This is a genomic window from Cytobacillus oceanisediminis (assembly GCF_022811925.1).
Taxonomy (GTDB): domain Bacteria; phylum Bacillota; class Bacilli; order Bacillales; family Cytobacillaceae; genus Cytobacillus; species Cytobacillus oceanisediminis_D.
The window spans coordinates 379,345-391,822 of sequence record NZ_CP065511.1 but is presented as its reverse complement, the minus strand read 5'-3'; the positions used below and the strand labels follow the sequence as shown (position 1 = coordinate 391,822).

Sequence of the window (12,478 nt, the reverse complement as noted above, 5' to 3'; positions counted from 1 at the left end):
ATTATCCCTCCTTCTTTTCTGATAAAACGATAGTAATATGGCTAGTGCGCTTGTTGATTTGGCTTGCACGGCCCATAGCGCGAGGACGGAAACGTTTTAAAGTTGGTCCTTCGTCTACGAATGCTTGAGCAACTACCAGATTGTTAACGTCCATTTCGTAGTTGTGCTCAGCGTTAGCTAGTGCAGATTTTAAAACTTTCTCTACGATTGGAGAAGCAGCTTTAGGTGTAAGGTTTAAAATCGCTACTGCTTCGCCTACTTGCTTTCCTCGAATTAAATCTACGACTAAACGAGCTTTACGAGGAGCAATACGAACTGTTCTTGCAACAGCTTTAGCTTGCATTAGAATGCCCTCCTCTCATTAACGTCTTGTTTTCTTATCATCATTGCCATGGCCTTTGTACGCACGAGTTGGAGCAAATTCTCCAAGCTTGTGGCCTACCATGTCTTCAGTGATGTATACAGGCACATGTTTACGACCATCATAAACTGCGATAGTGTGTCCGATGAATTGTGGGAAGATCGTAGAACGGCGAGACCAAGTTTTAGTAACTTGCTTGCTTTCTGTTTCGTTAAGCTTTTCGATCTTTGTCATTAAATGTTCATCAACAAAAGGTCCTTTTTTTAAGCTGCGACCCATGATTGAACCTCCCTTCGTGATTGCTCTACGGTTCTTATTTGGAACCGTAGTACAATCCCGTTATTTTTTACGACGACGTACGATAAATTTGTCTGATTTGTTGTTTTTCTTGCGTGTCTTGTAACCAAGTGTTGGTTTGCCCCAAGGAGTCATTGGAGACTTACGTCCGATTGGCGCACGTCCTTCACCACCACCGTGTGGGTGATCGTTAGGGTTCATTACAGATCCACGTACAGTTGGGCGCTTGCCTAACCAGCGTGAACGACCTGCTTTACCAATATTAATAAGCTCGTGCTGCTCGTTGCCAACCTGACCTACAGTTGCACGGCACTCAGCAAGAATCATGCGAACTTCACCAGAGTTTAAACGAACTAATACGTACTTGCCTTCTTTACCAAGAACTTGTGCAGAAGTACCAGCTGAACGTACTAATTGTCCGCCTTTACCAGGTTTTAATTCGATGTTGTGGATTACAGTACCCACTGGAATATTAGCTAGTGGAAGTGCATTACCCACTTTGATGTCTGCTTCCGGACCAGACATTACTTCCATGCCCACTTGTAAATTCTTAGGTGCAAGGATGTAACGCTTTTCTCCATCCACATAGTTAATTAGTGCAATATTTGCAGAGCGGTTTGGATCATACTCGATTGTAGCAACGCGTCCTGGAATGCCATCTTTGTTACGTTTGAAATCGATGATACGATATTGACGTTTATGACCGCCGCCTTGATGACGAACTGTCAACTTACCTTGGTTGTTACGGCCGCCTTTTCTCTTAATAGGAGCAAGTAAAGACTTTTCTGGTTGGTTAGTCGTGATTTCTGCGAAATCAGATACCGTCATGCCGCGACGACCATTAGAGGTAGGTTTATACTTTTTAATCGCCATTTCGTTTCCCTCCTCTTCTAGTTATAGTAGTTTTAAGCTTCAAATAGCTCGATTTCTTGGCTTTCAGCCGTTAATTTAACGATCGCTTTACGGCGTTTGTTAGTGTAACCGCCAAATTTGCCCATACGCTTGAACTTACCTTTGTAGTTCATGATGTTAACTTTCTCAACTTTAACGCCAAAGATTTGCTCTACAGCGTCCTTAACTTGAGTTTTGTTAGCTCGTACGTCAACTTCGAACGTATATTTTTTATCAGCCATAATATCAGTAGAACGTTCAGTGATTACGGGGCGCTTAATGATTTCGCGTGCATCCATTATGCAAGCACCTCCTCTACTTTTTCAACCGCTGCTTTCGTCATGATAAGCTTATCATGGTTTAAAACATCTAAAACAGTGATTCCAGAAGCAGACACAACTGTTACACCAGGGATGTTGCGAGCAGACAATGCTACGTTTTCATCTAGGTCAGCAGTTACGATAAGTGCTTTTGAATCAACAGAAAGACCAGTTAATACACCTTTGAAGTCTTTTGTTTTAGGAATTTCGAAAGCAAGGCCTTCTAATACTAGGATGTTTTCTTCTAACACTTTAGAAGATAACGCAGATTTGATTGCCAGACGGCGAACCTTTTTAGGTAGTTTGTAGCTGTAGCTGCGTGGTACAGGACCAAATACAGTACCGCCTCCGCGCCATTGTGGTGAACGGATTGAACCTTGACGTGCACGGCCTGTGCCTTTTTGGCGCCATGGCTTGCGTCCTCCGCCCGCTACTTCAGAACGAATTTTAGTTTTATGAGTCCCTTGACGTAATGAAGCTCTTTGCATAACAATGGCTTCGAATAATACGTGCTGGTTAGGCTCGATACCAAAGATCGCATCATTAAGTTCGATATCACCAACTTTAGATCCGCTTTGGTTAAACAATGCTACTTTCGGCATTCTGTTTTCCTCCTTTCCGGTTTAATTATTATGCTTTTACCGCACTTTTGATTTTTACTAATGCTTTTCTAGCACCAGGTACGTTACCTTTGATCAATAGCAAGTTACGCTCAGCATCAACTTTTACTATTTCAAGGTTTTGTACAGTGATTTGCTCTCCGCCCATACGTCCAGGTAATAATTTACCTTTAAATACACGGTTTGGAGCTACAGGACCCATTGAACCAGGGCGACGGTGGTAACGAGAACCGTGAGCCATAGGCCCGCGAGATTGTCCGTGGCGCTTGATGGCACCCTGGAAACCTTTACCCTTTGAGATTCCTGTTACATCAACAGTTTCGCCTTCTGCGAATATATCAACTTTGACTTCTTGACCAACTTCATATTGTCCTAAATCAGCTCCGCGGAATTCGCGTACGAAGCGCTTAGGAGCAGTGTTTGCTTTAGCAACATGCCCTTTTTCAGGTTTGTTGGATAGCTTGTCGCGCTTATCTTCAAATCCAAGCTGGATTGCTTCATATCCATCAGTTTCAACTGACTTCTTTTGAAGAACAACGTTAGCTGCTGCCTCAACAACTGTTACCGGGATAAGATCACCGTTTTCAGCAAATACTTGAGTCATACCAATCTTTCTTCCTAAGATTCCTTTGGTCATTTCAGTCACACCTCCTAAGTTTCTTATAATTATTTATTGATTAAAGTTTGATTTCGATATCTACACCGGACGGTAAGTCTAAACGCATTAGAGAATCAACCGTTTGTGGTGTTGGGTTAACGATGTCGATTAGACGTTTATGCGTACGCATTTCGAACTGTTCACGAGAGTCTTTGTACTTATGAACCGCACGTAGGATTGTGTAAATAGACTTTTCAGTTGGTAATGGAATCGGACCTGAAACAGCCGCACCAGAACGTTTTGCAGTCTCAACAATCTTTTCTGCTGATTGATCAAGAATTCTGTGATCATACGCTTTTAAACGAATACGAATTTTTTGTTTTGCCATTATTTTCCCTCCTTTTCGCCTATTTTAATATAGACATTCTCCGTGAAAATTTCCCACACACTCGCCATGGCAAAGCGGCCGGGTGTGTCAGCAACCTTTCACATCATCGCAGTCAAAGACCAACATTGTCTATTATACAGAAACAATAAATGAAATGCAACATGTATATGTTATTTCTTTATGTTTCGCACACTTTTACTATTATAACTGCTGATTATGAAGTTTTCAATAGTATAGGAAGAAGTCTAAATATTTGCTTTAGGTACTTGGGATCTGCAGAGGAAGGATTGTTAAAAAAGGTGATTATATTATAGAAGAAAGTAGTTTACAATAAGATATTTTTGATGAAATTTTATTGGTTCAGCTGCAGAAATACACCTCTGCGCTCAGCACTAAAAGACAAAAAAACAGATGGGTCGTCACCCATCTGTTTTTATCTACTGCAATTACTCTTGAATTGTAGCAACTACGCCAGCACCTACAGTACGTCCACCCTCACGGATAGAGAACTTAGTACCTTCTTCGATAGCGATTGGAGCGATTAGTTCTACAGTCATTTCGATGTTATCTCCAGGCATAACCATTTCTACGCCTTCAGGAAGATTACAGATACCAGTTACATCAGTTGTACGGAAGTAGAACTGAGGACGGTAGTTTGTGAAGAATGGAGTGTGACGTCCGCCTTCTTCTTTTGAAAGAACGTATACTTCAGCTTTGAACTTAGTGTGTGGAGTGATTGAACCTGGCTTAGCAAGTACTTGTCCACGTTGGATATCTTCACGTGCTACACCACGAAGAAGGGCACCAATGTTGTCTCCAGCTTCAGCATAGTCAAGAAGCTTACGGAACATTTCTACACCAGTTACAGTTGTTGATTTTGGCTCTTCAGCAAGACCGATGATTTCAATAACGTCACCGACTTTAACTTGTCCACGCTCAACACGTCCTGTAGCAACAGTACCACGGCCAGTGATTGAGAATACGTCCTCAACAGGCATCATAAATGGCTTGTCAGTGTCACGAGTTGGAGTTGGGATGTACTCATCAACAGCAGCCATAAGCTCTTCGATTTTCGCTTCCCACTCAGGCTCTCCTTCAAGAGCTTTAAGAGCAGAACCTTTAACAACTGGGATATCATCGCCAGGGAATTCATACTCAGAAAGAAGATCGCGAACTTCCATTTCAACTAGCTCAAGAAGCTCTTCGTCGTCAACCATGTCACACTTGTTCATGAATACAACAAGGAATGGAACACCAACCTGACGAGAAAGCAGGATGTGCTCACGAGTTTGTGGCATTGGGCCGTCAGCAGCAGAAACAACTAGGATTCCGCCGTCCATTTGAGCAGCACCAGTGATCATGTTCTTAACATAGTCAGCGTGACCTGGGCAGTCAACGTGTGCATAGTGACGGCTTTCAGTTTCATACTCAACGTGTGCAGTTGAAATTGTGATTCCACGCTCGCGCTCTTCAGGAGCCGCGTCGATTTGATCGTATCCGCGTGCTTCACCGCCGCCCTTCTTAGAAAGAACTGTTGTGATAGCTGCAGTTAAAGTAGTTTTACCATGGTCAACGTGTCCGATAGTACCGATGTTAACATGGGGTTTTGAACGGTCAAATTTAGCTTTTGCCATTTGAAAAATCCTCCTTTAGATTATAAAAGTTAAGTATTTTATGCTGTGGAGAGGTATCCCTTCCCACAGCGCTTTTTGCCTACAATAGTAGTTATACTTTATTAAAAAGGTAAAATCAATTATTCACCTTTATTTTTTTTAATGATTTCTTCAGAAATTGATTTTGGTACTTCTTCATAGTGGTCAAAGTGCATTGAGAATGTACCGCGACCTTGCGTATTAGAACGCAATGCAGTTGCGTAGCCAAACATTTCTGAAAGAGGAACCATTGCACGAACTACTTGTGCATTACCGCGTGCTTCCATACCTTCAACGCGTCCACGGCGTGATGTAACATCACCCATGATGTCACCCATGTATTCTTCAGGGATTACTACTTCAACTTTCATAACCGGCTCAAGAATTACAGGATTACATTTTGACGCAGCATTTTTAAGTGCCATAGAGGCAGCAATTTTAAATGCCATTTCAGAAGAGTCGACATCATGGTAAGAACCATCAAATAGTCTAGCTTTGATATCTACTAATGGGAATCCAGCAAGTACTCCTCTGTCGAGAGCATCTTCAAGACCAGCTTGAACTGCAGGGATGTATTCACGCGGAACAACACCACCGACAATGCCGTTTTCGAATTCGAAGCCTTTACCTTCTTCATTTGGAGCAAATTCGATCCATACATGACCGAATTGTCCGCGTCCACCGGATTGACGGGCAAATTTACCTTCAACCTGCGCTGAAGAACGGAAAGTTTCGCGGTATGCAACCTGAGGTGCACCTACGTTTGCTTCCACTTTAAATTCACGTCTCATACGATCAACTAGAATATCAAGGTGAAGCTCACCCATACCAGCGATAATAACCTGTCCAGTTTCCTGGTCAGTATGCGCGCGGAATGTAGGATCTTCTTCTTGAAGTTTTTGCAGAGCAGTAGTCATCTTATCTTGGTCAGCCTTAGATTTCGGCTCGATAGATAATGAGATAACTGGTTCTGGGAACTCCATAGACTCAAGAATAACTAGATTCTTTTCATCACATAGTGTATCTCCAGTACTAGTATCTTTAAGACCAACAGCTGCTGCGATATCTCCAGCGTGAACTACTGAGATCTCTTCACGAGAGTTGGCGTGCATTTGCAGGATACGACCTACACGCTCACGCTTCCCTTTAGTAGAGTTCTGTACATAAGAACCTGAGTTCAATGTACCAGAGTAAACACGGAAGAATGTAAGTTTACCGACATAAGGGTCAGTCATAACTTTAAACGCAAGAGCTGAGAAAGGCGCATCATCGCTAGAAGGACGTGTAACCTCTTCTTCCGAATCAGGAAGTGTACCTTTAATAGCTGGTACATCTAGTGGAGAAGGAAGATAGTCGATTACTGCATCCAGCATCTTTTGAACACCTTTATTTTTGAAAGCAGAACCACAGATTACAGGATAGAACTCAACGTTTACTGTACCTTGACGAATAGCTGCTTTTAGCTCTTCGTTAGTGATTTCTTCACCACCAAGGTATTTCTCCATTAATTCTTCATCAAGTTCAGCAACCGCTTCAATTAACTTTTCACGGTATTCTTCAGCTTGATCCATGTATTCTTCTGGGATATCACGCTCTTCGATATCAGTACCAAGGTCGTTACCGTAGAACGTAGCTTTCATTGTGATAAGATCAATGATGCCTTCGAACTGATCTTCAGCACCGATAGGTAATTGGATAGCTGCTGCATTAGCTTGCAGACGATCATGAAGAGTCTTCAATGAGTACAAGAAGTCAGCACCGATTTTATCCATTTTGTTTACGAATACCACACGTGGTACTCCGTAAGTAGTAGCCTGTCGCCAAACTGTTTCAGTTTGAGGCTCAACGCCTGATTGTGCATCAAGTACAGCAACCGCACCATCAAGAACACGAAGTGAACGCTCAACTTCAACTGTGAAGTCTACGTGTCCAGGAGTGTCAATGATGTTTACGCGATGGCCTTTCCACTGTGCAGTTGTCGCAGCAGAAGTGATTGTGATTCCACGCTCCTGCTCCTGCTCCATCCAGTCCATCTGTGAAGCACCTTCGTGTGTTTCACCGATTTTGTGGATACGGCCAGTGTAGTAAAGTACACGCTCAGTTGTTGTTGTTTTACCGGCATCAATGTGAGCCATGATACCGATATTGCGAGTATTTTCTAAGGAGAACTCTCTAGCCATTGGGTCTTTCTCCTTCCTAGTATGAGTGTTATTTTAGTTAAGCTGTATATCTTACCAGCGGTAGTGAGCAAACGCTTTGTTCGCTTCTGCCATTTTGTGTGTATCTTCACGCTTCTTAACAGATGCACCAGTGTTGTTAGCTGCATCAAGGATTTCGTTAGCTAAACGCTCTTCCATAGTCTTTTCTCCGCGAAGACGCGCATAGTTTACTAACCAGCGAAGACCAAGAGTAGTACGGCGGTCAGGACGCACCTCAACTGGTACTTGGTAGTTAGCTCCACCTACACGGCGTGCTCTTACTTCAAGTACAGGCATGATGTTTTTAAGCGCCTGATCGAAAACTTCCATTGGCTCTTTGCCAGTGCGCTCGCTGATGATATCGAACGCAGAGTAAAGAATAGCTTGAGATTTACCTCTCTTACCATCGATCATCATTTTGTTGATCAGACGGCTAACTAGCTTTGAGTTGTAAATCGGATCCGGCAATACGTCTCTTTTTGCTACAGGACCTTTACGTGGCATGGATTGTTCCTCCTTTCAAAGATGGTTGTCTATTGTTTAGAATTATTTTTTAGCTGCTTTTGGTCGCTTAGCACCGTATTTAGAACGGCCTTGCATACGGTTGTTAACACCAGCAGTATCTAAAGCGCCGCGCACGATGTGGTAACGCACACCCGGTAAGTCTTTTACACGTCCTCCACGGATAAGAACAACACTGTGCTCTTGAAGGTTGTGTCCGATACCAGGGATGTAAGCATTAACCTCGATACCGTTTGTTAAACGAACACGAGCATATTTACGTAATGCAGAGTTCGGTTTCTTTGGAGTCATAGTACCAACACGAGTACAAACACCACGCTTTTGAGGTGAAGCTACGTTTGTTTGAGCTTTCTTGAAGCTGTTGTAGCCTTTGTTAAGAGCTGGTGAATTTGACTTCTCTGACTTAGTTTGACGAGGCTTGCGCACTAATTGGTTAATAGTAGGCATTTGATTTTTCCTCCCTTCGAATTTGTTTAAGCCCACACATCCAGGTGGTTCATTTTGATGCAAAAACAAAGTTCTTGCAGATAGCAATCTACAAAAACAGTTTTTAAAAAGATATGGCAACAGCTGCTGCCCCAACTTCGATTCCGCATGCTTTACCGAGCTTTTTCATCGAATCCACATACACAATCGGAACGTTCATCTGATTCGCTGTACTAACCACTTTAGCTGTAACCCTAGGATCAGCATCACTGGCGACTACGACTTCATCGATGGTTCCCAGTTTAAGAGCTTTGACTGTTTGCTTTGTTCCTACAATAAAACTTTTTGCCTGCAATACTTTATCATAAGACATTTACGACATCCTCCAAAGTATCCGGTGAATAGGAGCACCTTTGCTATAGTACCATCTTCATTTTTCGATGTCAACAAGCAAAATGATTTTTATTTCATTTATTCACTTTAAAATGCGGTACTTGCTGGTAAATAAGCAAGCACCGCAATGATTACATTATTCTACAGTAACAGTATCTTCAGCAGTTTCCTCGTTTGTATAAGGCTCTGCCCTTCTGTATCGCTGCATACCTGTTCCGGCTGGGACAAGTTTACCAATAATTACATTCTCTTTTAGGCCAAGAAGCTCATCGCGCTTGCCTTTAATCGCAGCATCGGTAAGAACTCTTGTCGTCTCCTGGAAGGATGCTGCTGATAAGAATGAATCTGTTTCAAGAGATGCTTTTGTGATACCAAGCAGAACCGGACGTCCTGTTGCAGGCATTTTTCCAGCAAGAAGGGCTTTCTCATTGGCATCCGTAAATTGATGGATATCAAGCAGAGTACCTGGAAGTACATCTGTTTCTGCCGCATCAATTACACGCACTTTACGAAGCATCTGGCGGACCATTACCTCGATGTGCTTATCGCCAATTTCAACACCCTGCATGCGGTATACCTTCTGAACTTCACGCAGCAAGTATTCTTGAACAGCTGTTACATCTTTCACTTTAATTAACTCTTTAGGGTCAATAGAACCTTCAGTTAGTTCCTGTCCACGCACTACTTCGTCGTTTACAGCTACTTTTAAGCGGGCTGTATAAGGTGCTGTATAAGTCTTGGACTCCACTTCACCCTGAACAACAATTTCATGCTGACGGTCGCGGCCTTCATTGATGCCAACTACCACACCGTCAATTTCAGAAATAACCGCCTGGCCTTTAGGGTTACGCGCTTCGAAAATTTCCTGGATACGCGGTAAACCTTGAGTGATATCATCTCCTGCTACCCCACCGGTATGGAACGTACGCATCGTTAACTGTGTACCTGGTTCACCGATGGACTGGGCAGCGATGATACCTACTGCTTCACCAACTTCAACCTCTTGACCAGTAGCTAAGTTACGGCCGTAGCATTTCTTGCATACACCATGACGTGTGTTACAAGTGAATGCAGAACGGATCCACACTTCTTCAATGCCGGATGAGACAATCTCAGTGGCGATATCTTCAGTGATCAGGCCATTTTCAGGTACAATCACTTCTTTTGTTTCAGGGTGTTTGATATTTCTTCTTGCATAACGGCCAATCAGACGCTCTTCCAGCGCTTCAATGACTTCAGTACCATCTTTAAGGGATGCGATCAGCAATCCGCGGTCAGTTCCGCAATCATCATCACGAACAATGACATCCTGCGCAACGTCAACAAGGCGGCGAGTCAGGTAACCCGAGTCAGCCGTTTTAAGAGCTGTATCAGCAAGACCTTTACGGGCACCGTGTGTAGAAATAAAGTACTCGAGTACTGTTAAGCCTTCACGGAAACTTGATTTAATCGGCAATTCAATGATGCGTCCAGCCGGGTTGGCCATGAGTCCGCGCATACCAGCTAACTGAGTGAAGTTGGACGCGTTACCACGGGCACCGGAGTCACTCATCATGAAGATTGGGTTGGATTTATCCAATGACTTCATCAATTTTGCCTGGATATTATCTTTCGCTGCACTCCAGATTGAAATAACACGATCATAACGCTCGTCTTCGGTAATAAGACCGCGTCTGAACTGTTTCATGACATTATCAACCTTGCCCTGTGCTTCCTGGATAATTTCCTGCTTCTCCCTTAATACTACGATATCAGCAACACCGACTGTGATACCGGCTTTTGTGGAGTGCCTGAATCCAAGGTTTTTCATGCGGTCAAGCATTTTGGACGTTTCAGTGATTTTGAAGCGTTTAAAGACTTCCGCAATGATGTTTCCAAGGATTTTTTTCTTAAACGGATCTACTAGAGGCATTTCCTTGATAACAGCAGCTACATCAGTAGCAGGCTCTACAAAATATTTCGCAGGAGTTTCAATCTCAAGGTTTTCTTTTGTAGGCTCGTTAATAAACGGGAATGTCTCAGGCAGAATTTCGTTGAAAATAAGCTTACCAACCGTAGTTAATAAAAGCTTTTTATTTTGTTCTTCAGTAAACGTCTGATTATTTAAGGATCCAGCATGGACAGCTACTCTTGTATGCAAGTGCACATAGCCATTCTGATAGGCAAGCAGTGCTTCGCTTGTATCTTTAAAAATCATGCCTTCGCCAACAGCGCCCGCTCTTTCAAGGGTCAGGTAGTAGTTACCTAATACCATATCCTGTGAAGGAGTAACAACTGGCTTACCGTCTTTCGGGTTCAGGATGTTCTGTGCTGCCAGCATCAGCAAGCGGGCTTCTGCCTGTGCTTCTGCTGAAAGAGGTACGTGAACAGCCATTTGGTCACCGTCAAAGTCTGCATTGTAAGCAGTACATACAAGCGGGTGAAGACGAATAGCGCGTCCTTCCACCAATGTCGGTTCGAATGCCTGAATACCGAGTCTGTGTAGAGTTGGGGCACGGTTTAGCAATACAGGGTGCTCTTTAATAACACTTTCAAGAACATCCCAAACTTCCGGCTGCACTCTTTCGATCTTGCGTTTTGCAGACTTGATGTTGTGAGCTAAGCCCTTTTCCACCAATTCCTTCATAACGAATGGCTTGAATAATTCCAATGCCATTTCTTTTGGAAGTCCGCACTGGTACATTTTTAAGTTTGGTCCTACGACGATAACCGAACGTCCGGAATAGTCAACACGCTTACCAAGCAAGTTTTGGCGGAAACGGCCCTGTTTCCCTTTAAGCATATGAGACAGTGATTTTAATGGACGGTTTCCTGGTCCTGTTACCGGTCTTCCGCGGCGGCCGTTATCGATTAGCGCATCTACAGCTTCCTGAAGCATGCGCTTTTCGTTTTGAACGATAATGCTTGGAGCACCAAGGTCCAATAAACGCTTTAAGCGGTTGTTGCGGTTGATTACACGGCGGTACAGATCATTTAAGTCGGAAGTGGCAAAACGTCCGCCATCCAGCTGTACCATCGGGCGAAGCTCCGGAGGAATAACCGGAAGAACATCCAGAATCATCCAAGATGGTTCATTTCCTGAGCCACGGAAAGCTTCAAGAACTTCCAGGCGCTTGATTGCACGAGTGCGTCGCTGGCCCTGGGCAGTTTTCAGTTCCTCTTTAAGGGTATCTACTTCTTTGTTGAGGTCTATGTCAGAAAGAAGTTTCTTAATGGATTCAGCACCCATGGATGCCTGGAACTTGTTTCCGTACTTTTCGCGGTATGCACGGTATTCTTTTTCAGAAAGCAGCTGCTTCTTTTCAAGAGCCGTATCGCCTGGATCCGTTACAACATAAGAAGCGAAGTAAATAACTTCCTCAAGTGCACGCGGAGACATGTCCAGCACAAGACCCATACGGCTTGGGATGCCTTTGAAGTACCAAATGTGGGATACAGGGGCTGCAAGTTCAATGTGGCCCATTCTTTCACGGCGCACTTTTGCACGTGTTACTTCAACGCCGCATCGATCACAGACAACGCCTTTGTATCGAACACGCTTATACTTTCCGCAGTGACATTCCCAGTCTTTCGTCGGTCCGAAAATGCGTTCGCAGAATAGACCGTCCTTTTCTGGTTTTAATGTACGATAGTTGATCGTTTCAGGCTTCTTAACCTCACCATGTGACCAAGAGCGTATCTTATCCGGTGAAGCAAGACCTATTTTCATATACTCGAAATTGTTTACATCTAGCAAGGGGCCTACCTCCCTTTTGATCTCCGGGTTTTACCCTTATTGCTCAAACAGCAAAAGTGCCAATAATATCCCCAGC

The 12,478-nt window shown here is 43.6% G+C and carries 13 protein-coding genes; all 13 read right to left on the bottom strand.

The window, feature by feature from the left end; all coding sequences use genetic code 11:
- Window position 1 precedes the first annotated feature (1 nt).
- Complete coding sequence (gene rplV / locus IRB79_RS01970) at window positions 2-343, bottom strand: 50S ribosomal protein L22 (protein WP_009336582.1); 342 nt, start codon at window positions 341-343, stop codon at window positions 2-4.
- 18 nt (window positions 344-361) lie between these two features.
- The gene (gene rpsS / locus IRB79_RS01965) at window positions 362-640 is read right to left on the bottom strand and encodes a 30S ribosomal protein S19 (protein WP_009336580.1); all 279 of its coding nucleotides are present in this window, start codon (window positions 638-640) and stop codon (window positions 362-364) included.
- A gap of 60 nt (window positions 641-700) precedes the next feature.
- A complete protein-coding gene (gene rplB, locus IRB79_RS01960) occupies window positions 701-1,531 on the bottom strand; it encodes a 50S ribosomal protein L2 (RefSeq protein ID WP_053433184.1) in 831 nt (276 codons plus the stop codon).
- 32 nt (window positions 1,532-1,563) lie between these two features.
- On the bottom strand, window positions 1,564-1,848 hold the full coding sequence (gene rplW / locus IRB79_RS01955; RefSeq protein ID WP_009336576.1) for a 50S ribosomal protein L23: 285 nt from the start codon (window positions 1,846-1,848) through the stop codon (window positions 1,564-1,566).
- Window positions 1,848-2,471, bottom strand: a complete 624-nt coding sequence (rplD, locus tag IRB79_RS01950) for a 50S ribosomal protein L4 (protein ID WP_243506487.1) — start codon at window positions 2,469-2,471, stop codon at window positions 1,848-1,850. The genes rplW and rplD overlap by 1 nt, the downstream gene beginning before the upstream one ends.
- Window positions 2,472-2,499: 28 nt before the next feature.
- Window positions 2,500-3,126 carry a 50S ribosomal protein L3 gene (gene rplC, locus IRB79_RS01945; protein ID WP_243506486.1) on the bottom strand — a complete coding sequence of 209 codons (627 nt, stop codon included), beginning with the start codon at window positions 3,124-3,126 and terminating at the stop codon, window positions 2,500-2,502.
- A gap of 40 nt (window positions 3,127-3,166) precedes the next feature.
- Window positions 3,167-3,475 (bottom strand): 30S ribosomal protein S10, encoded by a 309-nt coding sequence (gene rpsJ, locus IRB79_RS01940; RefSeq protein WP_009336571.1) that lies wholly within the window; start codon window positions 3,473-3,475, stop codon window positions 3,167-3,169.
- 446 nt (window positions 3,476-3,921) lie between these two features.
- Complete coding sequence (tuf, locus tag IRB79_RS01935; protein WP_206845692.1) at window positions 3,922-5,109, bottom strand: elongation factor Tu; 1,188 nt, start codon at window positions 5,107-5,109, stop codon at window positions 3,922-3,924.
- 119 nt (window positions 5,110-5,228) lie between these two features.
- The gene (gene fusA / locus IRB79_RS01930) at window positions 5,229-7,307 is read right to left on the bottom strand and encodes an elongation factor G (protein ID WP_206845693.1); all 2,079 of its coding nucleotides are present in this window, start codon (window positions 7,305-7,307) and stop codon (window positions 5,229-5,231) included.
- A gap of 51 nt (window positions 7,308-7,358) precedes the next feature.
- Entirely contained in the window at window positions 7,359-7,829 is a 471-nt protein-coding gene (gene rpsG / locus IRB79_RS01925; protein WP_009336565.1) for a 30S ribosomal protein S7, read from the bottom strand.
- Between the two features lie 42 nt (window positions 7,830-7,871).
- Window positions 7,872-8,294 carry a 30S ribosomal protein S12 gene (rpsL, locus tag IRB79_RS01920; protein WP_009336562.1) on the bottom strand — a complete coding sequence of 141 codons (423 nt, stop codon included), beginning with the start codon at window positions 8,292-8,294 and terminating at the stop codon, window positions 7,872-7,874.
- Between the two features lie 103 nt (window positions 8,295-8,397).
- Complete coding sequence (locus tag IRB79_RS01915) at window positions 8,398-8,646, bottom strand: 50S ribosomal protein L7ae-like protein (RefSeq protein ID WP_243506485.1); 249 nt, start codon at window positions 8,644-8,646, stop codon at window positions 8,398-8,400.
- Between the two features lie 156 nt (window positions 8,647-8,802).
- Window positions 8,803-12,402 carry a DNA-directed RNA polymerase subunit beta' gene (rpoC, locus tag IRB79_RS01910; protein WP_243506484.1) on the bottom strand — a complete coding sequence of 1,200 codons (3,600 nt, stop codon included), beginning with the start codon at window positions 12,400-12,402 and terminating at the stop codon, window positions 8,803-8,805.
- Window positions 12,403-12,478 lie beyond the last annotated feature (76 nt).

Coding starts and splice junctions, on each gene's coding strand:
- rplV (WP_009336582.1), bottom strand. CDS start 343: ATGCAAGCTAAAGCTGTTGCAAGAACAGTTCGTATTGCTCCTCGTAAA.
- rpsS (WP_009336580.1), bottom strand. CDS start 640: ATGGGTCGCAGCTTAAAAAAAGGACCTTTTGTTGATGAACATTTAATG.
- rplB (WP_053433184.1), bottom strand. CDS start 1,531: ATGGCGATTAAAAAGTATAAACCTACCTCTAATGGTCGTCGCGGCATG.
- rplW (WP_009336576.1), bottom strand. CDS start 1,848: ATGGATGCACGCGAAATCATTAAGCGCCCCGTAATCACTGAACGTTCT.
- rplD (WP_243506487.1), bottom strand. CDS start 2,471: ATGCCGAAAGTAGCATTGTTTAACCAAAGCGGATCTAAAGTTGGTGAT.
- rplC (WP_243506486.1), bottom strand. CDS start 3,126: ATGACCAAAGGAATCTTAGGAAGAAAGATTGGTATGACTCAAGTATTT.
- rpsJ (WP_009336571.1), bottom strand. CDS start 3,475: ATGGCAAAACAAAAAATTCGTATTCGTTTAAAAGCGTATGATCACAGA.
- tuf (WP_206845692.1), bottom strand. CDS start 5,109: ATGGCAAAAGCTAAATTTGACCGTTCAAAACCCCATGTTAACATCGGT.
- fusA (WP_206845693.1), bottom strand. CDS start 7,307: ATGGCTAGAGAGTTCTCCTTAGAAAATACTCGCAATATCGGTATCATG.
- rpsG (WP_009336565.1), bottom strand. CDS start 7,829: ATGCCACGTAAAGGTCCTGTAGCAAAAAGAGACGTATTGCCGGATCCG.
- rpsL (WP_009336562.1), bottom strand. CDS start 8,294: ATGCCTACTATTAACCAATTAGTGCGCAAGCCTCGTCAAACTAAGTCA.
- IRB79_RS01915 (WP_243506485.1), bottom strand. CDS start 8,646: ATGTCTTATGATAAAGTATTGCAGGCAAAAAGTTTTATTGTAGGAACA.